Source organism: Plantactinospora solaniradicis (assembly GCF_042658085.1).
GTDB classification, from domain to species: domain Bacteria; phylum Actinomycetota; class Actinomycetes; order Mycobacteriales; family Micromonosporaceae; genus Plantactinospora; species Plantactinospora solaniradicis.
Genome location: NZ_JBHSPR010000054.1, coordinates 167,310 through 189,558 on the forward strand (window position 1 = coordinate 167,310; position 22,249 = coordinate 189,558).

27 protein-coding genes and 2 pseudogenes are annotated in these 22,249 nt (G+C 68.8%); 18 read left to right on the plus strand and 11 right to left on the minus strand.

From position 1 onward, the window contains the following. Nucleotides 1-174 precede the first annotated feature (174 nt). Complete coding sequence (locus tag ACFP2T_RS38495; RefSeq protein WP_377431079.1) at nt 175-534, plus strand: YciI family protein; 360 nt, start codon at nt 175-177, stop codon at nt 532-534. Nucleotides 535-556: 22 nt separating this feature from the next. On the opposite strand, the gene ACFP2T_RS38500 is transcribed toward ACFP2T_RS38495, so the two are convergent. Together ACFP2T_RS38500 and ACFP2T_RS38505 are read right to left on the minus strand one after the other, a co-directional pair. Next, nucleotides 557-1,765, minus strand: a complete 1,209-nt coding sequence (locus ACFP2T_RS38500) for an RNA polymerase sigma factor (protein ID WP_377431081.1) — start codon at nt 1,763-1,765, stop codon at nt 557-559. A 143-nt stretch (nt 1,766-1,908) separates the two neighbouring features. After that, nucleotides 1,909-2,736, minus strand: coding sequence for a hypothetical protein (locus ACFP2T_RS38505; RefSeq protein ID WP_377431083.1), 828 nt, complete (start codon nt 2,734-2,736; stop codon nt 1,909-1,911). A 199-nt stretch (nt 2,737-2,935) separates the two neighbouring features. Here ACFP2T_RS38505 and ACFP2T_RS38510 point away from each other — a divergent pair, with 199 nt between their 5' ends. Together ACFP2T_RS38510 and ACFP2T_RS38515 are read left to right on the plus strand one after the other, a co-directional pair. Next, nucleotides 2,936-3,430, plus strand: a complete 495-nt coding sequence (locus ACFP2T_RS38510; RefSeq protein ID WP_377431086.1) for a sigma-70 family RNA polymerase sigma factor — start codon at nt 2,936-2,938, stop codon at nt 3,428-3,430. After that, entirely contained in the window at nt 3,427-4,143 is a 717-nt protein-coding gene (locus ACFP2T_RS38515; protein WP_377431089.1) for a hypothetical protein, read from the plus strand. Before ACFP2T_RS38510 ends, ACFP2T_RS38515 begins: the two co-directional genes overlap by 4 nt. A 423-nt stretch (nt 4,144-4,566) precedes the next feature. Here the strand turns inward: ACFP2T_RS38515 and ACFP2T_RS38520 are convergent, their stop codons facing one another. The 3 genes from ACFP2T_RS38520 to ACFP2T_RS38530 all read right to left on the minus strand — a co-directional run bounded on the left by ACFP2T_RS38520 (nt 4,567) and on the right by ACFP2T_RS38530 (nt 6,832). After that, a complete protein-coding gene (locus ACFP2T_RS38520; RefSeq protein ID WP_377431092.1) occupies nt 4,567-5,271 on the minus strand; it encodes a hypothetical protein in 705 nt (234 codons plus the stop codon). 71 nt (nt 5,272-5,342) lie between these two features. Continuing rightward, nucleotides 5,343-5,855: a helix-turn-helix transcriptional regulator gene (locus tag ACFP2T_RS38525; protein ID WP_377431095.1), complete on the minus strand. Its 513-nt coding sequence runs from the start codon at nt 5,853-5,855 to the stop codon at nt 5,343-5,345. A 113-nt stretch (nt 5,856-5,968) separates the two neighbouring features. Continuing rightward, nucleotides 5,969-6,832 carry a LysR family transcriptional regulator gene (locus tag ACFP2T_RS38530; RefSeq protein WP_377431097.1) on the minus strand — a complete coding sequence of 288 codons (864 nt, stop codon included), beginning with the start codon at nt 6,830-6,832 and terminating at the stop codon, nt 5,969-5,971. Nucleotides 6,833-6,983: 151 nt separating this feature from the next. Between ACFP2T_RS38530 and ACFP2T_RS38535 the strand changes: the two genes are divergently transcribed. The 9 genes and pseudogenes from ACFP2T_RS38535 to ACFP2T_RS38575 form a co-directional block, all read left to right on the plus strand. Further along, entirely contained in the window at nt 6,984-7,616 is a 633-nt protein-coding gene (locus tag ACFP2T_RS38535; RefSeq protein ID WP_377431099.1) for a dihydrofolate reductase family protein, read from the plus strand. Nucleotides 7,617-7,725: 109 nt separating this feature from the next. Beyond that, a complete protein-coding gene (locus tag ACFP2T_RS38540) occupies nt 7,726-8,610 on the plus strand; it encodes a hypothetical protein (protein ID WP_377431102.1) in 885 nt (294 codons plus the stop codon). Nucleotides 8,611-9,038: 428 nt separating this feature from the next. After that, a complete protein-coding gene (locus ACFP2T_RS38545) occupies nt 9,039-9,401 on the plus strand; it encodes a DUF2089 domain-containing protein (protein WP_377431104.1) in 363 nt (120 codons plus the stop codon). Then, the gene (locus ACFP2T_RS38550) at nt 9,398-9,658 is read left to right on the plus strand and encodes a hypothetical protein (protein ID WP_377431106.1); all 261 of its coding nucleotides are present in this window, start codon (nt 9,398-9,400) and stop codon (nt 9,656-9,658) included. Before ACFP2T_RS38545 ends, ACFP2T_RS38550 begins: the two co-directional genes overlap by 4 nt. A gap of 13 nt (nt 9,659-9,671) precedes the next feature. After that, nucleotides 9,672-10,103: an SHOCT-like domain-containing protein gene (locus ACFP2T_RS38555; protein ID WP_377431109.1), complete on the plus strand. Its 432-nt coding sequence runs from the start codon at nt 9,672-9,674 to the stop codon at nt 10,101-10,103. Nucleotides 10,104-10,219: 116 nt separating this feature from the next. After that, the gene (locus ACFP2T_RS38560; protein WP_377431112.1) at nt 10,220-10,444 is read left to right on the plus strand and encodes a PadR family transcriptional regulator; all 225 of its coding nucleotides are present in this window, start codon (nt 10,220-10,222) and stop codon (nt 10,442-10,444) included. Nucleotides 10,445-10,446: 2 nt separating this feature from the next. Beyond that, nucleotides 10,447-10,788 carry a DUF1048 domain-containing protein gene (locus tag ACFP2T_RS38565; protein WP_377431114.1) on the plus strand — a complete coding sequence of 114 codons (342 nt, stop codon included), beginning with the start codon at nt 10,447-10,449 and terminating at the stop codon, nt 10,786-10,788. Then, nucleotides 10,779-10,964, plus strand: a pseudogene (locus tag ACFP2T_RS38570) (ATP-binding cassette domain-containing protein); the annotation flags it as partial. The gene ACFP2T_RS38565 and the pseudogene ACFP2T_RS38570, both read left to right, overlap by 10 nt. Next, nucleotides 10,965-11,261: pseudogene (locus ACFP2T_RS38575) on the plus strand (ABC transporter permease); the annotation flags it as partial. It abuts the pseudogene before it with no gap. A 111-nt stretch (nt 11,262-11,372) separates the two neighbouring features. On the opposite strand, the gene ACFP2T_RS38580 reads toward ACFP2T_RS38575, so the two are convergent. Further along, complete coding sequence (locus ACFP2T_RS38580; protein ID WP_377431116.1) at nt 11,373-12,053, minus strand: HAD family hydrolase; 681 nt, start codon at nt 12,051-12,053, stop codon at nt 11,373-11,375. Nucleotides 12,054-12,753: 700 nt separating this feature from the next. Here ACFP2T_RS38580 and ACFP2T_RS38585 point away from each other — a divergent pair. Beyond that, complete coding sequence (locus ACFP2T_RS38585; RefSeq protein WP_377431118.1) at nt 12,754-13,101, plus strand: hypothetical protein; 348 nt, start codon at nt 12,754-12,756, stop codon at nt 13,099-13,101. 68 nt (nt 13,102-13,169) lie between these two features. Here the strand turns inward: ACFP2T_RS38585 and ACFP2T_RS38590 are convergent, their stop codons facing one another. Beyond that, nucleotides 13,170-13,709 carry a GNAT family N-acetyltransferase gene (locus tag ACFP2T_RS38590; RefSeq protein WP_377431120.1) on the minus strand — a complete coding sequence of 180 codons (540 nt, stop codon included), beginning with the start codon at nt 13,707-13,709 and terminating at the stop codon, nt 13,170-13,172. 48 nt (nt 13,710-13,757) lie between these two features. Between ACFP2T_RS38590 and ACFP2T_RS38595 the strand changes: the two genes are divergently transcribed. After that, complete coding sequence (locus ACFP2T_RS38595) at nt 13,758-14,294, plus strand: CGNR zinc finger domain-containing protein (protein ID WP_377431122.1); 537 nt, start codon at nt 13,758-13,760, stop codon at nt 14,292-14,294. Nucleotides 14,295-14,310: 16 nt separating this feature from the next. Here ACFP2T_RS38595 and ACFP2T_RS38600 read toward each other — a convergent pair whose 3' ends face one another. After that, a complete protein-coding gene (locus tag ACFP2T_RS38600; protein WP_377431124.1) occupies nt 14,311-14,856 on the minus strand; it encodes a GNAT family N-acetyltransferase in 546 nt (181 codons plus the stop codon). 302 nt (nt 14,857-15,158) lie between these two features. Beyond that, nucleotides 15,159-15,500: a hypothetical protein gene (locus ACFP2T_RS38605; protein ID WP_377431127.1), complete on the minus strand. Its 342-nt coding sequence runs from the start codon at nt 15,498-15,500 to the stop codon at nt 15,159-15,161. Between the two features lie 361 nt (nt 15,501-15,861). Between ACFP2T_RS38605 and ACFP2T_RS38610 the strand changes: the two genes are divergently transcribed. The 4 genes from ACFP2T_RS38610 (at nt 15,862) to ACFP2T_RS38625 (ending at nt 20,198) form a co-directional block, all read left to right on the plus strand. Then, entirely contained in the window at nt 15,862-17,367 is a 1,506-nt protein-coding gene (locus ACFP2T_RS38610) for an SMI1/KNR4 family protein (RefSeq protein ID WP_377431130.1), read from the plus strand. 262 nt (nt 17,368-17,629) lie between these two features. Then, on the plus strand, nt 17,630-18,073 hold the full coding sequence (locus ACFP2T_RS38615; protein ID WP_377431132.1) for a hypothetical protein: 444 nt from the start codon (nt 17,630-17,632) through the stop codon (nt 18,071-18,073). A gap of 197 nt (nt 18,074-18,270) precedes the next feature. After that, nucleotides 18,271-18,513, plus strand: a complete 243-nt coding sequence (locus tag ACFP2T_RS38620) for an arabinofuranosidase catalytic domain-containing protein (protein ID WP_377431134.1) — start codon at nt 18,271-18,273, stop codon at nt 18,511-18,513. A gap of 209 nt (nt 18,514-18,722) precedes the next feature. Further along, the gene (locus ACFP2T_RS38625) at nt 18,723-20,198 is read left to right on the plus strand and encodes an arabinofuranosidase catalytic domain-containing protein (RefSeq protein WP_377431136.1); all 1,476 of its coding nucleotides are present in this window, start codon (nt 18,723-18,725) and stop codon (nt 20,196-20,198) included. A gap of 318 nt (nt 20,199-20,516) precedes the next feature. Here ACFP2T_RS38625 and ACFP2T_RS38630 read toward each other — a convergent pair whose 3' ends face one another. Together ACFP2T_RS38630 and ACFP2T_RS38635 are read right to left on the minus strand one after the other, a co-directional pair. Then, complete coding sequence (locus tag ACFP2T_RS38630) at nt 20,517-21,509, minus strand: Rossmann-fold NAD(P)-binding domain-containing protein (protein WP_377431139.1); 993 nt, start codon at nt 21,507-21,509, stop codon at nt 20,517-20,519. A gap of 241 nt (nt 21,510-21,750) precedes the next feature. Continuing rightward, on the minus strand, nt 21,751-22,248 hold the full coding sequence (locus tag ACFP2T_RS38635) for a VOC family protein (RefSeq protein WP_377431142.1): 498 nt from the start codon (nt 22,246-22,248) through the stop codon (nt 21,751-21,753). Nucleotide 22,249: the final 1 nt, after the last annotated feature.

The following is a 22,249-nucleotide window of genomic DNA, read 5'->3' on the forward strand; positions in this document are numbered from 1 at the left end:
CGTTACCCGTTGTAATGATCATACTACAGAGGGCTGCCCTCCGGGCCAACGGGGGCCCCGGCGGGCGCCGTTGCCGCCGGAACTTCAACCGAAAATTCGGTGGAACCTGTCGAGGACCGGTGCCGGCCGTTCGTCACACCGATGACACAGCACTGCCGACCACGAGGAGCAACGATGAAGTACGCGATGCTGATCTTCGGCGACGACCGCGAGTGGACCACGCTGTCCCCGGCCGACGAGCAGGACGTGATGGAGCAGGTCTACGAGTGGTTCGAGCGGTGGCAGCCGACCGGCAAGATCGCCGAGGGCGGCTCGGAGCTGCAACCCCGGGACACGGCGAAGACGGTGCGGGCCGGCACGAACGGCCAGCCGGTGATCACCGACGGGCCGTACCTGGAACTCAAGGAGGTCATCGGCGCGATCGTCATGCTGGAGTGCGACGACATCGAGGAGGCCGCCCGGATCGCGGCCACCTGGCCGCTCGCCGCCGGGATGAGCGCGCTGGAGGTCCGTCCGGTGATGAGCCGCGAATAGCGGTGACGCTGGGGCGCCGGTCTCACAGCCGGCGCCTCAGCTCACCCACCCGACGCGACATCAGCTCCCGTTCGGCCGGGTTCGTCGCCAGTTCCAGAGCCCGCTCCGCCGCCGCCAGCGCCTCGGCCGGACGGTCGAGCGTGGCCAGCAGGTCAGCCCGGGCGGCGTGCCACAGGTGGTAACCGGCAAGCCCGTCCCCGAGCGCGTCGACCTCGTCCAGCGCCGGGGCCGGGCCCACCGCGAACCGCGTGGCCACTGCCCGGTTCAGCAGCACCACCGGCGACGGGTCCAACGTGTACAACCGGTCGTACAGCGCCCGCACGTCGGCCCAGTCGGTAGCCTCGTAGGAGGCGGCCAGGGCGTGTAGCGCGGCGATGCCGGCCTGCACCTGGTACGGCCCGGTCCGGCCCTGGCGCACCGCCGACCGCAGCCGCAGCGCCGCCCGTTCGATCGCCGCCCTGTCCCACAGCCGCCGGTCCTGCTGGTCGAGCAGGACGATGCGGCCCCACGAGTCGAACCGCGCGTCGGCGCGGGCGTGGTGCAGCTCCAGCAACGCCGCCAGGCCGGCGGCCTCCGGCTCACGGGGCAGCAGCTCGGCGAGTTGGCGCGCCAGCTCGACCCCCTCGCGGGCCAACTCGCGCCGCTGGGCGGACCGGCCACTGGACAGATACCCCTCGTTGAACACCAGGTAGATCACCGCGAGCGCGGCCGGTAGCCGGTCGGCGTACTCATGCGGCTGCGGCACCTCGAACCGGATACCGCGCTCCCGCAGCTGGCGCTTGGCCCGGGAGAGCCGCTGCGCCATTGTCGGCAGCGGCACCAGGAACGCGGCGGCGATCTCGGCCGTGCTCAGGCCGCCGGCGGCGTAGAGCGTCAGCGCGACCCGGGCCGGCTCGGCGAGGTCGGGGTGGCAGCACGCGAAGACCATGGCCAGCCGATCGTCCACACCCGGCTCCGGCGGCGCTTCCCCGGCCAGCTGTGCCACCTTCTCGCGGCCAACGGCGTCGCGGCGCAGCCGGTCCAGCGCCTTGCGCCAGCCCGTGGTGACCAGCCAACCGGTGGGACTCTCCGGCACACCCTCGTCGGTCCAGCGCTTGAGCGCCTCGGCCAGCGCGTCCGACAGCGCCTCCTCGGCCCGGTCGAAGTCGCCGAGCCGCCGGCTGAGCGCGCCGAGCATGCCGGCCGCGTCCGTCCGCCAGATCCGGTCCAACAGTTCTGCCACGTCGCCCACCGCACCAGAGTGCAATATCCGCGGACCGACGCCGTGGTGGTGCCTCAGGTGGTGTCGATGGGTGGTTCTTCGCCGGGAAAGAGGATGGGGCTGGCTCGGAAATGGGACCGCCGGGCGACCGAAGCACCGACGACCTCGCCAGTTCAGAGCAGGGGCAACACGGCACGCGCCACGACCCAGCTCGTGTGCTTCATCGTCTCGGACCTGACCCGATCCTTGTCCACGGGCGGGCCCAGGGGCGCCGCCTCACACGAATGCCAGGGTTCACAACCGGGCGGCAGGAGGAAGAGCTGAAACGCCTCCGCCCGGCCAATCGTCGGAAGAGTGCTGTAGTTGAAGGCGTAGCACACGAACCACAACTCGTACACGTTCGAGTCGTCCTCGTACACCGGCCCTTCGGAGCACCACGGTTCGATCTTGGAGACCACCGTGGTGTTGGCCCCGACCAGCACCTGCCGCAGACCGTCGTTGCCGAGCCCGGCGTGCAGGCGGGCCGTCATCGCTATCGGCCCGACCACGTTCACCACCAGCCCGAGCAGGTCGACGGTGTGCTTGGCGTCGGCTGGCCCGACCGGCGTGGGTTGCGGCGGGCCGACCTGGGCCGCCTGCAGATGCGCATCGATCAACGCCACACACGCTGTGGCGTCCCGCGCCCATGTCCGCACCGCGGCCGGCGCGAGCCGCTCAAGATCGGCGAACTCGACCACGTGCCGGGTGGCGCAGGTGCGTACGCCTGAGATGGACACCCGCTCCAGCTGTGCCAGGACGTCGGCACGGATGCCCGCCACCGCGGTCACCACCTGCCGGACCACCTGCTCCGGCTGGCCGCCGCCGGCCAACGTGCCGTAGATCTGGGTGATCGGGCTGAGTAGCGAACCGGTGCTCGCCTGCGCCGGCCGCGCGCCACCGGGCAGCGTGGCGACGACCGCCACCAGCGCCGCAACAACACTGCGCACGAACGTACGTCTCACAGAGTTCTCCCTTCGTCACCGGCAGCTCATGGAAGGCGTGGTAACCATCAGACGCGCCGACGACGGCGCCAATCAAGCGAATCATTTCTAAATCTCAATCTATGGGAAAGCGCTTTCCTGGCGTCCCGTACCGTCGCGATGCGGATAACTACAGCCCCGCTGAGGTAAGTGGAGCGGAGCCCTCGAGCGTGTATGGGGCGTGAGGCAGTTGGAGTTCACAGAGTTCTACCGGGCCGAGCGGGACAGGTGCCTGCGGGCGGTACTGGCGGTCGTCGGTGACCGGCAGCTGGCCGAGGACCTGGTGTCCGAGGCGTTCACGCGTGCCTGGATGTCGTGGCAGAAGGTGCGCCGGCATCCGGCACCGCGGGCGTGGATCGTGCGCACCGCGCTGAACATCCGGGTCTCCTGGTGGCGTCGACGGCGCCGGGAAGTGGAGCTGGGCAACGCGTACGAGGTCGCGGACGCCACCGGCAGCGATCCCCCGGTGGACCCCAAACTGCTGGCCGTGCTGCGTCAACTACCGCAGCGGCAGCGGGAGGTGATCGTGTTCCGGGTTCTCCTCGATCTCGACACGGAGGCCACGGCCCGGGCGCTCGGGATGGCCCGGGGAACCGTCACTGCCCACCTGTCGCGCGCGGTCGCGACGCTGCGCGGCCAACTCGTCACCGAACAGAGCCAGGAGGGTGGAGCATGAACAACTACGACACGGACGCGCCAGAGGTGTTGGACGTACTGAAGGAGTCGCTGGACGGGGTCACCATGACTACGCCGGTCGAGCAGATCATGGCTACGGGCCGTACGCGCCTACGCCGCCGCCGCGTGGCGGGCGCCGCGACGGCCGTGGTCGCGGTCGTCGGCGTCGCGCTCGGCCTGACGACGTACGCCAACCCGCCGGAAGCGCCGCCCCGGGGGTCGGACAGCGCGCTGAACATCCGAACGGTCGCGTACACAGTGGGCAACAACCCCGACGGCACGATCGAGGTCACCTGGGACAAGCAGCGCTACTTCGACGAGCGCGAGGACTTGCAGGCGGCGCTGCGCGAGGCGGGCTTCCCGGTGCTCATCAAGGTCGGTGAGTTCTGCAAGGGACCGAACGACGACGGGACGCTCGACCCCAGCGGCACCGGACCCGGGGTCGAGCGTGTCGTGGAGCGCGAGTCCGAGGCGGACGGCAAGGTGACGTTCGTCTTCGTCCCCTCGGCGATGCCGGTCGGGAAGCAACTGTTCATCGGGTACCTGAGTCCGGCCCAGCTGGCCGTGACGCAGGGTTCTCCCGGGTCCGTCGAGCGCCTGGTCTCCACCGGGGTACCGCTGACCTGCACGACCGTCGCGCCACCCCCGCATGGGGGCAAGGGCAACGGCCAGCCCGACAGCAAGACGCCGCCGAAGGGTACGGGGCACCGCTGAGGCCCGGCGGGAACGATGGCCTGACAGGGTTCAGGGACCCCTGTCAGGCCATCGCCCGACGCGCGGCAGGCCGTGCAGCGTCCACGGGAAAGGTCCAAGCGGACCCGCCCACGATCGCGACGAACGCGCCGTCATGCCGCCGATCGTGCACGGCACCGGCCGCCAGGGCCGCCGGTCGGGCTGTCCACGGCACCTCGGTCAGCGAAACGCTCAGCCTCGGCGCGCCGCCCGCTCCCGCGCGTCGGCCGCCCGACCCCAACGGGTCCGGCTCCCCGGCTTGACCACGGACAGCACCGACCTGTCCACATCGTCCATTGGTGGCCGGAGCCGCCCACCCGGTCCGCCCTTCGGCTGAGCCACTCGACGCGGCTCCCAGGTGCCCGCTCGTCCCGGAACACCTGGACGGTGGCCGGCTCGGCGCATTCAACGTCGGTCGGGTAGGGCGGTGGGCGCGGCAGCGATGAGGCTGTTGACCTCCCCTGTCCGGGAGAAGAACGCCGAGAGCAGGAAGACCGCGAAAATCAACAGGTTGAGGATCCACCGAGGGTCGTCGACGTGCAGCGCCGCGGCGAACTGAGCCTTTTCCGCCGCGGTCATCACCGCCGTGGACCGCTCCGCCGCGGCGAAGTCCAGGCGGTCGGGGGCGAACACGAGGTAGGTCCAGATCCGGTGAACGAAGTAGAGCGCGGCCGCGGTGACGAAGAGGATCCGGCGGATGCCGGGACGCCATCCGAGGACCAGCAGACCCGGGATGATGACGAGTTCGGTGGGGACGTTCGCCGCGATCGCGATGGGAATGCTCGGCAGGAACATCGTCACCATCGTCTCGCCGGTGATCGAGGAGCTATCCAGCGCGGCGCCCAGCATCATCAGCCCGACGGCGCCGCCGAACGCGAACAGTGCCATGGTTACGCAGCCCAGCGCGACGAGGCCATCCTCCGCCCAGGCGCCCAGCGCCGGCCTGCGGCCGGCCCAGCGCGCGGCGAGCCCGATGAGGACCGCCCATCCGGCTCCGATCAGCAGTGCGGCCGGCAGCGGGAGGAACTCCATCAGGGACAGACCTTGCACCACGACCGTGAACACCGCGACGAGGGCGAGCGGCACGATCCGATCAATACGCTGCTTCATGCCCCCGGACGCTAGGAAGGACCCCCGGGCAGGGCATCTGCCGAACGGTCTACCGGTGGTTTAAACCGGGTTTAGTCGAGCAGACCGGCCTCGCGGGCGTGCGCGACGGCCTGCAGGCGGCTCGCCGCCTCGAGTTTGCGGAAGATGTGGTTGAGGTGCGCCTTCACCGTGCCGGGCGCGACGAAGAGCACCTTGGCGATCTCGGCGTTGGTGCGGCCGGCCGCCAGGTGGTGCAGCACCTCCAGTTCGCGCGAGCTGAGCGTCTCGGTGGGCTTGCGCTGCACCGCGGGCTGCACCGCGACCGGCGGCGGATTCTGGGCTGCGGCGACGGGTACGGACAGATCTGCCGGCGCCGCGTCGGCCCTGGACGGGGCCGCGGGCACCCGACGGACGGCCAGCACCGCGATCGCCAGCACGAACGCGCCGAAGAGCGGGATCACCCACCACTGTCCGCCGCCGTGCTCCACCATCGCGAACGAGAGCCCCAGGATGACCATCGCCCAGACGAAGCAGCCGACCAGCACAGCGGCGACCAACAGGCGCCCGCGGATGGACGGTGACCGGAGCCAGGCGGTAACGCGCATCGGCAACTCCCCGAGGTCAGGAACCCGCGCCGAGCCTAACCCGAAGGACTCCTGCCTCTCGACGTGCTCCACACGAGGTTGCGGCGTCCGGTCGTAGCTCGGGATGCGGAGCGTCATGGCAGTGATGCCAGGATCTCGATCAGCGCGGTGGTGGCGGGTGGGTCTGGCGGGTCGCCGTAGGTGGCGGCATAGATCTGGCGAGGGCTCTCGGTGAGTTGTGTGGCGTGGACCCCCGGCGCCCGGTGCGCACGTAACGCGAGTCCGTTGACGATCGCGACACCCATTCCGGCGGCCACCAACGCCTGGGTGATGACCGTGTCGTCGCAGAAGTAGGCGATGCGTGGTGAGAAGCCGGCGCGCTCGCATGCGTTGGTGGTGGCGGCTCGACAGCGTTCGCAGCCGCCGACCCAGGCGGAGTCACGGTGGTCTTCGAGACGCTGACGGGGTTGGTCACTGACGAGGTAGAGGGGGTCGTCCAGCAGGTGGGTGAGTCGGAATCCTTCCGCCTCGTCCGGCGGAGTGTCGGCATTCCGGAAGATCAAGGCGATGTCCACGTGTCCCGACCGCAGCATCTGCAGGCCCTCGACCGGATGGGCATCGACGATGTTCAGCTCGATTCCAGGGTGGGACCGGGACAGCGCGGCGGCGGCCTTCGGTACCAGGGTACTGAGGACCGTTTGGAAACCGGCAAGTCGTACCCGCCCGGCCCGAAGTCCCACGCGCGCGGCCAACTCGACCGATGCGGCGTCCAGTCGCCCCAGGATCTCCGTCGCCCGTTGCGACAGTAGTTCCCCTTCGGGGGTGAGCCGGATCCCGCGGCCCACTCGTTGGATGAGCTTGGCTCCGGTGGCGGCTTCCAGTCGCCCCAGGTGGTGGCTGACCGATGGCTGCGAGTAACGCAGTTCCCTCGCGGCTTCGGTCACCGATCCATGGCGGGCGACCGCCTCCAGCACCTTGAGCTGAGTCAGGTTCAGCATCGATCAAGTTTATCTATGAGATCTGCGCAGACTTGGCATTGGACGACATGACATTGGACTGCCAGCATCGCTTCATGACGGACGCCGCGACCAACCGTGGTTTCCGCACCAGCTACGAGAAACGACCCCGATGACCGAAGGAGTACCAACCATGTCAGTCGTCCGCGTCCAGAACTTCTCCATCTCGCTCGACGGCTTCGGCACCGGCGAGGGTCAGAGCGCCGACGCACACTTCGGTCACGCCGGGGACAGGCTGCACGAATGGATGTTCGCCACCCGGTGGTGGCAGCGCGGCGGCAGCGGCGGCGTCGACGACGCCTTCGCGCGGCAGTTCGCTTCCGGGATCGGCGCCGAGATCATGGGTGCGGGGAAGTTCGGCCACCCCGGATGGCACGAGGACCCAGAGTGGAAGGGCGCGTGGGGTCCCAACCCGCCGTTCCACACACCGGTCTTCGTCCTCACCCATCACCCGCGCCCGTCGATCGAGATGGAGGGCGGCACGACGTTCCACTTCATCGACGCGTCGCCGGTCGAGGCGCTGAAGACGGTCCGCGAGGCCGCCGGCGGCCTGGACATACGCCTCGGCGGAGGGCCCACCGTGATCCGCGACTTCCTTGCTGCCGGGCTCGTCGACCACATGCATCTCGCGGTGGTCCCGATCCTGCTCGGCCGAGGCGTACGCCTCTGGGACGGGCTGGAGGGCATCGAGAAGGACTACCAGGTCGAGGCCGTCTCCTCGCCCAGCGGAGTCACCCATCTGACGTTCACCCGTGCGGGTGCCTGAACCGCCTCGGTCGAGGACAGGACCCTGGACGGGCCCCTGCCGTCGTGAGTCGGGTTGACGTACGGCAGCCGGATCCGAGGCACCGCTGCGCATCGGGTACGCCCACCAGATGGTGTTCGCCGGAGAGTCGCTCACGCAGGAGATCATGAAGGAGGCCGGGGCTCGGCGCACCGGAGCCGTCAACACGTTCCTTGACGGCCTCGCCGCCCAGCCCTCGGGCCACGGGGGGCAAGTCGGTGTCCGGCTGCCCGCCGCACTCAACATCGAGGGCCGCGCCTACGTGGCCAACAGCCGCCACGTTACCGTCGTCGCAGGTTGGAGCCCGAGCGTGCAGAACGCGCTCATCTTCGTGGCTCTCAACGTCGTTGTTGCGTTCGGCGTCCTGCGCCGGGGTCGCTCGCTGGCGTTCCATGCGCTTGAGCACGATCTGAACACCCCGGTCACCACGATCACCACGATCACCACGATCGAGGACGCTCGCGAGAAGCACGCACGGCTGGCTGCCGAACTCGGCGAGATCCAGCTCGACCCGAGCTTCGGCGTCGAAACCTGCCTCGACAGCGTGCTCGTGCCCGACTCGCGGATGGATTCGTTCCGAGCGTCGTTCCACGAGGTCTTCGGCATCGAGGCTGCCACCGCCAACACCTCGCGGATCGTCGAACGCCTGCGGACGGTCATCCAGGCACGCAGTTCGGTCCTCGTCGAGGCGAGCCGTGAACGCCAGGAGCGCCGGGACCGGCTGCCCGCCGGGCTCCTGACCTCTGTGTCGTTACTGGCGATCCCCCTGACGCTGCTGCTGGGCTTCTTCGGCGCGAGCAGCAGCGACGTCGCCCCCGACAGGTCCATGCTGGACATCGCGTACCACTGGCCGGTCTACGCGCTCGCGTGGCTTTCCATTGGAGTGATCATTCTGGTCGGGGTAGTTCTGCGGCGGCGGCTACGCGCAGCTCGCCCGCGTAGGTACGGAGTCGACCAGCCCGCTTCGGACCGCTGAGGTTCGGAGGCATCCACCGCGCGGAAGCGCACTCGTCTGCCGCAGTCCGTGCGCGTCGGCCTCGATTCTTTCGATCATGGGGAGAGGGTGCCTTCCCTGCCCGGCCCGGAGGGCAGGATCCGAAGGGCGTCGCCGGCCAGGTCGTACGACCTCGGCGTTCGTCCGGAGACAAGGGCGGCGTACCTCCTCCTGACCGCTCCTGGTGTGGAAGCGGAGCACGGGCAGGACCAGGATCCTGCCCTCGCCCAGCGATTCCTGCTGGTTCTCGGCCAAGACGGGGGTCGGCCCCGTGCGGGTGGGCCGCCAGGCGCGTGGGTCCAGGATATTCAAGATCAAGTTAAGAAAATCAAGATTGCCTCGTTGACGGACTAAAAAAATCAAGATACAAATGAACGGCGGACACATCGCCGAAGGTAAGGGGGCCGAGGGTGGAATGGCAGGAACTGACGGACCTGACGCACGGACAGCCGTTCGTGGTCGAGCGGGTCCGCCTCGCCGGCAGCGGCGTCGCGATCGAGGGTCAGTTCGAGCCGCCGCAGTTGGCTCAGCTCAGCGTCGACGACCAGGTGTTCGTCGCCGCGTTCGTACGGTCCCACGGTTCGATCAAGGAGATGGAGCGGATTTTCGGGGTGAGCTACCCGACGATCAAGTCCCGGCTGAACCGGATCGCCGAACACCTCGACTTCGTCGACACCGACCCGGCACCCACCGGCACCGACGTCGTCGACCGCCTGCGGCGGGGGGAGATCACCGCCCAGGAGGCGCTGGCCGAACTGGAGAGGACCCGATGATCCCGCAATTGGTGACGGTGCGCCATCGCCGTCCCGACGGTCGCTGGCTGCGGCTGTACGTCCCTGTCCTGCCGGTACTGCTGGCGCTGTCACCGCTGCTGCTGCTCGCCGTGCTGGCCGGACTGGTCGCCTGCGTCGTCTTCCGGGTCAGCCCGGTGGGCGCGCTACGCGGTACCGGGCAACTGCTGTGGGCGCTGCCCGGCACCCGGTTCGAGATCGAGGACGGCCGAACGGCCGTGCTGGTAAGCGTCAGATGAGAAGGAGCAACAGATGAACGAGGAGCGTCGCCAGGTCCTACAGATGCTGGCCGAGGGCAAGGTCACCGCGGACGAGGCCGAGCGGCTGATCGACGCCCTCGAACGCGAACAGCCCGAGTCGCCGCCGGGGACGACGGTCCGCCCGAAACCCCGACCCAAATACCTGCGCGTGGTGGTGAGCTCGGAGGACAACGTCGGCGACGACGGGCCCGGCCGGATCAACATCCGGGTCCCGCTCCAGCTACTACGCGCCGGGGTTCGGCTCGCGAGCCTCATCCCGCCGCAGGCGCTCACCAAGGCCAACGCCGAGCTGCACAAGTCAGGCGTACCCATCGACCTCACCCAACTCAAACCGCAGCACATCGAGGAACTCGTCGAACACCTCGACGACATCATCGTCGACATCGACCAGCCCGACGCCACGGTGAAGGTGTTCTGCGAGTGACACCACCGACGGCCGCCCGGACCACGGGTTCGGGCGGCCGTCCAGCCGGTTGGCGGCCGTGGGCGTTCAATCCGTCACGCGAGCTGGCCGCGGTATCCGGCCCGCCACGGCGGTCCATGAGCAAGCAGCTGACGGAGATGCTCAAGGGCACGGTCTACGCACTGCTCGTCAGGATCGAGCACCGCGGCCTCGTCGACGTGGAGAAGGTCCCGTCCGAGAAGGGGCCGCCGCGCAAGGTGTATTCCCTGAATGCTCAGGGACGGGAGCACCTCGAAGAGTTCTGGAGGACCTGGGGCTTCCTCGCGGAACGGCTCGAACAGCTCCACGAGGGAGGCAGGTAACCATGTCCGATGTCGAAAAGGGCGGCTTCATCGCGAAGCTGATCGGCCCCAAGCGGCGGTGGCGGGAGTACAAGGCGCGCGTGAGACAACTTCCGCCGAACTACCGCACGGCGGTCGAAGCGATCGAGCGGTACCTGATGCACTTCGTGCCGACCGACGACGACCGCGCCGCGTCGATGTTCGAGGACCTCGCCGACCTGTTCGAGCAGGCCGCGGCGGACGGAACCTCGATCCGCGAGATCGTCGGGGAAGACCCGGTCGAGTTCGTCGAAACGTTTGTCCAGAACTACTCGGAGGGTGGCTACGCCCCGCCCCGTGCACGGAAGCGGCTGATTTCTCGCTGACCGACGCGGCCGCACGGAAGGTGTCGACGTATTCGGGTGGTATGCGTCGTCGCCTGGACATCGCGATGAGCCTCGTCGGGAATCCGCCGGTCATCTTCCTCGACGAGCCGACGACCGGGCTCGACCCCCAGGGGCGCATCGAGGTGTGGCAGGCCGTCAAGGAGCTCGCCGGGCAGCTCGCCGTCATCGCCGGTCTCTCCGCGAAGTCCGTGGACGGTGCGAGCGGGTTCTCCTACCCGCTCATCTTCCTGCCGTTCCTCAGCTCGGCCTTCGTGCCCACCGAGTCGATGCCCGGCCCGGTGCGCGCCTTCGCCGAGCACCAGCCGGTGACGTCCATCGTCAACACCATCCGCGACCTGTACACCCAGCAGCCGGTCGGCACCGACATCTGGATCGCCCTCGCCTGGTGTGTCGGCGTCCTCGTCGTCGCGTACATCTTCGCCACGGTCACCTACCGCCGCAGGATCGCCTAGACCACCCCGCCGGCTCAAGCATCTCGCCGACGGCGCCGGAATCCGGATGCCGGGGATTCACCCGCACATGCTGCCACCGGCGTCACCGCCATGCTGGCCGCCAGCGTGAGCCTACGCGACGTTTTCACCGTCGGGATCGAGGATGATGCGGGCGATCTCGTCGATGCGCGCCGCGGGGAGATGCCAGGTCGGGGTGAAGTTGTCCGGCAGTGTGGTGCCGACGTAGATCGAGATTCGGGCTGCGCGAAGCATCGGCACGTCACCTGGGGTGTCACCCACGGCCGCGATCTGTTCGGGGGAAACGTCGAGGGCGTTGGCGTATTCGGCGAGCAGGGTGGGTTTGGTTGTCGGGAAGACGTGACGGTATCCGCCGTTGCCGTCGGGTTCGGTGCCGAAGTGCGCGTCGACGCCGAGGCGGCCGGCGAAGTAGGCGACGTGCGAGGCGAGTGCGAGGGACGCGATGATCGTACCGATGCCGGCCGTACGCAGCGCGGTGATGCCCTCGATCGCGCCGGGCGCCAGCGGGACGTCGGCGAGCACCGCGTCCATGTCCTCGGTGCTGAGATGCTGGAGGTACTCCCACATACCGAGGCGCGCTACGGCGAGCTCCTGTTCGGTGCGCGTCTGTTCCCAGACCGCCATCTGAGCAGCAAACCCGAATGCGTCGGCGATGGCTTCCATGCACGTTCGTCCCCGTGTGAGGGTGCCATCAAGGTCGAAGGCAACCAGCCGAATTCCGGCCGGGACATCGACAGGATCCCGTCGATCAGGGCCAGTGTGTTGGGTTGGCATCGATTCTCCGAATCAAATGTTCATCCGGCGGCTGACATGGGCGGCGTTAGATGGTTCAGTCGCCGCTGCTGGCGCATTGCCAGGCGACGGCGATGTGGATGCCGAGGGCTCGGGCCAACAGTGCGGCGGGCAGTTCGGTGGCGAGTTGGAACAGGGCGGTGGAGCGGGATTGCGCGGGCTTGAGCCTGGGCGGTGGTGAGCGTGCGGCCGAGGCTGGCCAGCCAGTCCGGCAGACGGGCCTGCTTGCAGGTACGCCGGCTCGGTTGTTGCGGCTCGGCCGGAGGTGGATCTGCCGCACAGCGTGCCGACGCGGCGTTCCAGCCGCAGCGCCTCTGGACACCAGCCGAATCCGGACGGCGTCACCGCGTAGCCAGGCCACAGGTTTGCGGCGGCCACGACGCCGCGAGGCTTGGCGGGGTCTCTCAACAACTGCTCGCTCGCCACCACTTCAATCAACCAGCCGGACTTGGCAGCCGGAGGTGACCACCGGCGTCCGTATCCGTACCCGTATCCGGATGCGGCAGCGGCGCTCGGACGATCAGTTTGCACGGTACAGCGTGACGGCGCTGCGCAGGGAGGTGCTCGCCCAGAGTGCTTGCGGAGTGGGGCGCTGCTGTAGTTTCCGCTCCGCTTCACTGATCGCGTGGTCCCGGAAGAATCCAGTAGCGCTGTCGTCGACGTTTGCGGGATGCTCGGGTCGATGGGAGCCCTGGACAGGCACGCCGCAGGAGTTGCTCAAGGGCGCGTGGTCGAGTTTCGCCCGAGCGGGTCTTCCATGGTCCCGCTGATCCGAAGCCGTCAGCTGGTGACCGTCTCTCCGGTCGACCCGACCAAGCTGGAAGTCGGAGACATCGTCCTGGTGCGGGTCGCGGGAACTACCTACCTACACCTCGTTTCCGCGGTCAACACCAACACCGGCCGTGTGCAGATCAGCAACAACCGGGGACGCGTCAACGGCTGGACGACCTACGCCCGCGTCTATGGGATCTGCACGGCTGTCGATGGAATACCGCGGCCTCGAAGTGCCGGCAAGGTGCGAAAACCGTAGCGACTCCACCACCGGTGAACTTGGCGGCGGCCAGACCGGAAGCGGCCATCCGGATCTGATCGCGCTCGTCAATCCGTGGGCCGGTCCACCCGGTAGACGTGGTGGCGCCGGTCGTCGATCGGGTTGTCAGGGTCGAGCTCGCCGTGGGCGACGCGTGTCAGGCCGGCCTTCTCCAGCGCCCGCCATGACCCGATGTTGTCGACGTGCACCGCCACGATCACGCACTCGGCGTCCCTGTGGTCGGCCCACAGCCGTCCGAGCGCCGAGCGGATCAGGCGGGTGCCGATGCCGCGCCCGACGTCGGCCGCATCGCCGATCAGGTAATCGATCGTCATTGCGCGGGACGGCACCGCGATGATCGGCGTCAGCTCGTTCAGGTATTCGGGATCGTCGTGCAGGAACGAGCGCTGCAACAGTCCGAGCGGTGAGCCGTCGAGGAATGCCAGGAGGTCTTCGTTTGGCTCCTCGCGGCGCGCGGACGGCCCGAAGTCACGCTCCACGGCCTCCAGCGACGTCTCGTGGTGCCACCAGCGGGCCACGTGCGGTGCCGCCAGCCAGCGCGCCAGCAGCGGGAAGTCGCCCGAGGTGACGTGTCGCCAGGTCATCATTCGGCTGACGGTAACACGTTCTCTTTACCGTCAGCATAGGATATCCGCGTGGATGACGTAGAGCTGCCGATCCTGGGCACCGAGCCGCTGGTCGTGGAGTTCGCCAACACGCTGTACGGCGACGAGGACTTCCTCGGCACGACCGAACTGGCCGTGCTCTGGTTCACCACCGCCCACGCTCAGCCGGCGCGCGACACGGCGGCGGCCAGGAGCCTGCGGGATAGCATCCACAGCCTCTTCACGGCGACGGTCACCGCCGCAGCACCACCCGCGACGGCGATCGTGCACGTCAACGCGGCCGCCGCGCAGGCGCCGACGTCCCCGCAACTCGTCCGGCAACCCACCGGAGCGTTCGTAGCGGGTCCCCGAGGCACCGCAACCGGCGACGCCGCGCTCCTCGGCGGCCTGGCCACCGCCTGCATCGAACTGCTCACCGATGACCGGGCGCGACTGCTGCGTCGCTGCGAGAGCCCAGGCTGCTGCCTGTTCTTCGTGCAGCGGCATCCGCGTCGGCGCTACTGCCACGAATCCTGTGCCCACCGCGATCGCCAGGCGAGGTACTACCGCCGCCGTGCCGCAAGCTGACCCGGTACGAGGACGGTCAGCCGCCGAAGCGGGCTCGGTACTGGCCGCGGGTGATCGCATGGACGGCGACGGGTTGATGGTGCCCCGGTACGACAGTGTCGAATTCGCGCGAAAGTCCCAGTTTCTCCATGACCCGTGCCGACCTGACGTTCTCGACGTGGCGAACGCTGATAATGCGCTCCAGGCCACGGTCGAGGAAGCCGAACCGCATGGCTGCCGTGGCCGCCTCTGTGGCGTACCCATATCCCCAGGACCCTCGATCGAGCCGCCACCCAATCTCCACGGCCGGCATCACCTCCGGCAGGAAGTCGGGCACCGTGAGTCCAGCCCATCCGATCAGTAAGCCGGTCTCGCGAACCTCGACGGCGAACAGGCCGTATCCGCGCTCCTCCCAGTTCGCGATCATCTTCTGCAAGCCTTCAGCGCTCTGCCGGCGATCGCGCACGGAGCCGTCCATGATGTAGCGCATCACCTCCGGATCGGCGTTCATGGCCGCAAGGGCGTCGAGGTCGTCGTCTCGCCAGCCGCGGAGGGTCAGCCGGTCGGTCTCCAAGGTGATCACGGGACCATTTTCGATGCCGCACCTTCCCCGCTCCTGGCAACTGCGACCTGGTCCAGTCTCGCCGCGAGGCCCCAATTGCATCCGCACCTGCCACCATCCTTGCACGCCGCCCGCCGCCCGCCGCCCGCCGCCAGCGCCGGTTCGTGACCGGATGTCGCGGCCGGGCCGGCCGCCCTCAACTGACCCGCTTTGGCGGGGCGCAGCGGTACAGCCAGGTGACGGCCTCAGGTGAGGACAGCTCGCCCTTGAACCTGGGGGCGGGCACCCCGCACCTTCCCGCCGGTTAGGGCGTGCAGGGGAGGCTAGGCGTCCGACCGGGACGGCCGGGTGACGGGTGGAGCTGAGTCGTCCGCAAGCCGGACACGCTTGCGCCACCGGTAGTTGCGCCACGCGGCGACTATCACGGCCACGGCGACGAGCAGCGCGACGGCGCCCTTCCAGGCACGCTCGAACCACGATCGGTTGCTGCCGACCGCCGCATCACCGGCCATCATCAGCCATAGCCCCACCCACGCCCACTGCCAGCCGCTCGGCCGGAAGAATTTGTCGGGTGGGTCGGAGAATGCGACGAACACAGCAACTGTCATGGCGACGACGGCGACCAGCGGTACTCCAATGTGCCAGATGGCCTCCCAGAGCGACACGAAGCGATCATGGCACACGTCGACTTGAATCGTCAGAGCCGTCTCCCGCCGTAATCTTCGCGGCGGTGGGGAGGCACCGCGGTCCAAGGACGTCAACACGACATCTGCCGCTGCCCGCCAGCCCGGACAGTGTTTGCTCGTAGCCCCCGCCGCGTCGGGTCTGCGGCAACTGTGGCGCCGTGGCGCTGTCCTCCGGCCTGCTAACAGGCCCGGGTCAGCACCCCCCAAGCTTCCGACAACGCGCGCAGGTGCAGTTCGACGGCGTCCGGCCCGACACGCTCGGGTAGAGGCCGTCGCCTGCCTCGGCGGTCGACTCGGAGCGGCGCGGGCCCGGTTCGAGGGCGAAGATACGGTGTCGGTCATGATTGCTTCCGCGGATGACAGCACGCCGGGCGACGCCGGCTCGGACGCCCTGCGCGACGCCGCCCGACTCCTGTTCGAGCACGGCCCGGCCGGCTGGCGCACGGCCACGCTGTCGGTCGACCTGGTCGCCCGCGGCCACGGCGGCGAGGGCGCGGGATACCGCACCGCGGATGGCACCGGCATCTACGTCCCCGAGATGAGCCATGCCGCGATCGCTTCCCCGATGATCGAGCTGTTCGGCCGGCTCGCCGAAGGGACCACGTTCCGGCAGGTCGCGGTGCACCTTACGGTCGACGCCGACGGCGGGTTCGACGCGGTCGCCCGGTTCGGTCTGCGCGGATCGAGTGTCGGCAACTCCTACACCGTCGTGTTCCGCAGCGACCTGCCGCCGGAAGCACTCGACCCCGAGCCCGTCGTCCGGGACCCCACGTACGCCGGCGATCCCGACCGTGCGGTCGCGCTGCTGCTGGACCAGGCCCGCGGGGACCTGCCGCCCGGCGCGTCCGAGGATCAGATCGCGGCCGCAGAGGCGAAACTGGGCCACCGGTTGCCGCCGGACCTGCGGGCTCTGTACGCGCTCGCCGACGGCGGCGGCACCATCGACGGCTGGAACCGGTACCCCCTCGCCGAACTCACCGCCATGTACGAGATCACCTCGGCCCCGGCGGAGGACTCCTGGCCGGGCGCGTGGAACCGGGTCATTCTCGACGCCGACCCGGCCGACACGATCCGCCGGGCGAGCGGCCACCCCGGGTGGATTCCGATCGCCGACGACTCCGGTGGCAACTTTCTCGTGGTCGACCTCGCACCCGCCGCTAACGGCCGGCCGGGCCAGGTCATCAACGTAGGCGTCGACTGGAGCACCCGCCCCGGGTACGTCGCCGAGTCGGTCACCGCGGTACTGGCCGGCTGGCCGCGTCCGGTCCTCACGCGGCCCGACCTCAGGCTGGAAAGGCGCGGCGGCGAGATCGACCTCGAACCGCTGACGCAACTGCGGGACGTACAGGACCTGCGTCTGTACTACGGCACCGTGAACACCGCACAGCTCACCGGGCTGCGCCGGCTGCGTTCGCTGTCGATGACCGCCGGGGCGGACCTCGAACCGCTGCGGGAGCTTCCGGTGGAGCATCTCCACCTGAACCCAGAGTCGGACCTGGCCCCACTGGCCGGCCATCCGACCCTGCGCTCGCTGGGCCTGACCAAGAGTGCGGCGCAGAGCGACCTGGCGCCGCTGCGGACCGTCGCGAACCTGCACGGCCTCTCCCTCGCCGACGCCGACGTGGCCGACCTGGCCGTACTGACCGACCTGCCGTCGCTGGTGTACCTGGAGCTGTCGTTCGCGCAGTGGCAACAGCTACGGCTGCTGATGGACCCCACCGGCCTGCACGCGGCCACCCTCAGCGGCAACCCGACCCACCGGCAGGCCATCGAATGGCGATCCCTCCTCGACTCCGATCCGACGGAAACGGCCCGCCGCACCAGGTCCGCCCGCGGCCGCCTGTAACCGCGGCCCCGGAAGTCCTCCCGGACGGTCTGCCGATCGCCCCGCCCAGCGGCAGCGCGTCATGTCAGGTCCGACAACGCCTCGGCCCGCGACGGATGGCGCGACTAACTCACGTGTCAACTCCGCCTCGGGCCCTGCAACCGGCTACGCAACAGAGCCGGTGCGTCTGATTAGACGGCCGTGATGGTCCATTGGTTGTTGGTGTGGTTGTTCGGCGCCCCGCTGCCGCAAGGGATACCGTCGACTGCACGGCGAGCTACTCGTGCTCGGGATCGCGGTAGCCGCGTCCACTGTCTGGGAAATCCTGCGAGAGGTCGGAATCGACCCAGCGCCCGACCGCGCCCGCAGTACCTGGGCCGAACTCCTGCACTCCCAGGCCGACGCCCTGCTGGCGTGGAATTTCTTCGAAACGGTCACCCTGACCGGAGCACGGATGTACGTGCTCGCAGCAGCCGAGTTGGTAGAGGACACGGTCGGTTTCTTCGTCGTCCCAGCTGTGGGGTCGGCCTTCGGTGCGTCGCCAGATGACGCGTGGCAGGCGGAGGAAGCCGAGGGTGACGGAGAAGAAGAGGCCAACTGTGCGGCGAATCGGTTCGCCGAATCGGTTCGAGCGAACCTAGGCCCGTCCGAGCTCGACGACCAAGGGGGCACCGGCACGTCCAGGGCTTGCATGTGGAACACGGGGCTCGTCGCGTCGATCCATTGACATCGTTCGCTCCCCCGTCCTACGATCCGTGCGAATCGATTCGCCAGCGCCGCCCTCCGGAGAGCGTCCCCCGCGCGCACCAAAGGAGCCGCCCGTGAAAACCCCGTCCCAGGGCAGGCCAGGACGAGCCCTTGCGATCGTCGCCCGACTCGTCGTCGCCCCGACTCGTCGTCGGCCGAGACGTCAATTTCCAGTACATGGACGCCGGTGACGCGCAGCTGCCGGGTCGGCGGGACCTACGACCGCCGCTGGACCTCCACCATGGCCCAGGCAAGCAGGGTGCCATCATCCTGGGCGGCGATGGAGACTGCTGCGAGTCCGACGGCGACGTGAACCTGAGCGCCGGCACCTTCTACGAAGGGGCCATGGTCGCCGGCCATCCGTCTGACGCGACCGAGAACGCGGTGCGGGCCAACGTGGTATCGGCCGGCTATCGCTGACTCTGACTACCAATGTCGACCGGCATGACGTGCGGCGTCAAGGAAAGTCGGTGACGAGCGGCCTGATCGAGCTCCGCTGGTATCCGGAGCGGGCAGCTCGCACCCCGTTGGCCGCGGCACCGATGGCACCGACCTCGGCGGAGGCGGCAACACCTGCCGCGATCCACCACCGTCACATCACACCGCCACCGCATGCAGGAGAGGACTCGATGAACGTGAAGAGAAGGCTGAGGCGCCTCATGGCCGCCGCGGGGACCGTGTTGGTCCTCGTCGTCGGCGCTGGGGCCTACGTGGTCTCGGACGCGCCGGGCGTCGCCCACGCCGCCGGCACGGGACCGTGTGACATCTACGCCTCCGGTGGCACGCCGTGCGTGGCCGCGCATAGCACCACCCGGGCGTTGTACGGCGCGTACAACGGGCCGCTCTACCAGGTGCGGCGCTCGTCGGACAACACCACGCGGGACGTTGGAGTGCTGAGCGCGGGTGGTTACGCCGACGCCGCCACGCAGGACTCGTTCTGCGCCAACACGAGCTGCGTCATCACCGTCATCTACGACCAGTCCGGCCGCAACAACCGCCTCACCCAGGCGCCTCCCGGCTACTGGCCCGGTCCTGGTCCGGGCGGATGGGACAACCTCGCGGACGCGAAGGCGGCACCGATCACCATCGGCGGCCAGATGGCGTACGGCGTCTACATCGCTCCCGGCACCGGCTACCGGAACAACAACACCAACGGCGTCGCGACCGGCGACCAGCCCGAGGGCATCTACGCCGTCGTTGACGGCACCCACTACAACCAGTGGTGCTGCTTCGACTACGGCAACGCGCAGACAGACGGCCAAGCGGACTCGCCCGCCATCATGGAAACCGTCTACTTCGGTGCCAACAAGCAGTGGGGTTACGGGGCCGGAGCTGGCCCCTGGATCATGGCCGACCTGGAGTGGGGGCTTTTCTCCGGGGTGAACGCGGGATACAACAACATCGCGTCCATCAACCACCGCTTCGTGACCGCCATGGTCAAGGGCGAGCCGAACCACTGGGCGATCCGGGGCGGGAACGCGGAGTCGGGTGGTCTGACGACCTACTTTGACGGGCCACGCCCGAACGGCTACCACCCGATGAAGAAGGAAGGCGCCATCCTGCTCGGCATCGGCGGCGACAACAGCGTCTCCGGCCGGGGCACCTTCTACGAGGGCGTGCTGACCTCCGGCTACCCGTCCGCGGCCACCGAGAACGCCGTACAGGCCAACATCAACGCCGCCGGGTACGCACCGACCAGCGGCGGCAACCCCCAACAGAACGTCATGATCGCCGGTGGTCCATCCGGACGGTGCCTCGATGTGCCGAACGGCAGCACCACCAACGGCACCCAGACACAACTGTGGGACTGCTGGGGCGGCACCATGCAGCGCTGGACACACAACGCCGCCAAACAACTCCAGGTCTACGGCAACAAATGCCTCGACGCCTCCGGCGCCGGCACCACCAACGGCACCCAAGTAATCATCTGGGACTGCCACGGCGGCACCAACCAACAGTGGAACGTCAACACCAACGGCACCATCACCAACGTGCAGTCCGGACTCTGCCTCGACGCCAACGGCGCCGCGACAGCGAACGGCACCAAGATCATCCTTTGGTCCTGCAACGGACAACAAAACCAGCAATGGTCCACCCGCAGCTGACACACCGCATGACCCGGCCGGCCGTGCCGCCCCCGCAAGGTCCACGGGGCGGCACCTCCGGCGATCTCCTGCGCCGCACATCTCCCGGGCCCGATAGGGTCCCCTCGACCGGTCCGGGACCGATCCAGTCCAGGCATTCTCGCCGGAGCGTGCGCACCCAGCGCTCCGCGAACGCGTTCGCGCGCGAATGGCCCGCCTACGACGCGAACCCCACCGCCTCCTCGGCAACGGCTACTGCACCCGCCCACCCGAACTCGACTGCGCCTTGTGCGTCGGAGGAGAGCTGGTCATGGGTGGAACGACCGCCCACGCCGCCGACTACGCCGAGCGGTACGCGGCGAGCAGGGCGCGTTCGCGTTGCGGACTGAGGCCGGCGCTGCGCGGCCGGTCGAGCCCCTCTGCCCGTTCGTAGGCGAGTATGTCGGTGACCAGTTCGGCGCGATCGCGGTGGCGCAGTCCGGCAGCGACGGCGGCCGCGCCGGTGCGGGCGGACCAACCCTCCCATCCCTGCTCGACGATCCACATCGCCAGCGAATCCTCGCCCATGTACTGCTTCACGTCCTGTCCGAGGAGCCATTCTTGCGGTACGTGCGCTACCGGGCCGGTGTGGCCGCCGATCCGGCGGCACAGTTCAACCCACTCGCCGAACGGCACAGTGGGGCCGACAACGTCGTACGCGCCGGTGGTGCCGCGCTCGGCGCAGTCGAGGATCCAGGCAGCCTGGTCACGAAAGTCGACGACCTGGGTGGGCAGGTCGGGAGTGTCGGGGACGAGCATTGGTTCCTCGGGTGCGCGGGCGGCCCGGGTCACCCAGGCGCCAGACCGGCCGCTTGAGTCCCCGGGGCCGCCGATCAAGCCGGAGCGGGCGATGAGTAGCCGGTCACCGATGGCGGCGACGCTAGCCTGCTCGCTGGCCACCTTGGCTTCGCCGTAGAACTCCCGGCCCACCTCGTCTTGGTCGGTGGGTTCCCGCAGCGGGAACGACTCGTCGGCGCCGGGGGTGTCGAATGCCGCGTAGGCGTTGCCGGACGACACATACGTCCAGTGTCCGGCCTGGGCGGCCAGGGCGGCGAGCGCTGCACGCACGAAGCCGGGTTGCCAGGAGACCTCGACAACCGCATCCCACGACTGGTTCCGGGCGTCGTCGTAGGCGGTCGGATTTCGCCGGTCGGCCGTGAACAGGCGGGCGCCGGGGGCCGGCCGTCCGCTGTGGCCACGAGCCAGGCATCCGACGGTGTGGCCGCGCTCGACGGCCTGTCGGGCGATTTCTCGGCCGAGCCACTGGGTACCGCCGAGGATGAGGATGTCCATCGACCTAGTCGATCAGCGGATGAGTCGTTGCGACAAGCTGGTTCGCGGGCGGCGTAACGCAGCCGAGGCATACGCCGGCACCGACGACGCCGACGATCGCCCACTAGGCATTCATCGGTCGATGGCGGCATCCGCACATGTTGCCCACGGCGCGTCGCGGTACAGCAGAGGGCGCTGCACCGATCTCGGCGCGAGGTCGTGCCGAGATCGGTGCAGCCGATCGAGTCGGGTGCGGCTCGGTTCAGGTCGCCAACGACTTCAGCGCATCGTCGAGCGTGCTGAAGATGGCGTCCGGACCGCCGTCCCAGTTGGGTGTCGGATCGGGCTGACCCGGTGCCGGTGCCCAGAGCCACCATATGTTCCGCCAGGGATCGAGCATCCTGCCGAGGGTCGATTCACCGTAGAACGGGGTCGGTTCGGTGATGGTGGTTGCGCCATGAGCTTTGGCCCGCTGTAGCACCGTCGCCACGTCGTGAACCCATACCTGAAGTAGACCGGGTCGCAGTGGCCAGCCGTCTAGCCGGTCGGCGATCATCAGATCGACGGTACCGAGGCGCAGCTCGGCATGGATTAGCTTGCCGTCGGGCAGCGGGGTTCTCGCCTCAGCGGTCTCCTCCACTCCGAAGACCTCGGATACGAAGGTGATGAGGCCGGCCGCGTCGTCGACGATCACGAACGGGTTGAGCACGGCACTGGCGCCGGGAACCGACTGCGGTGGAAGCAGCATTTCACTGTTCATG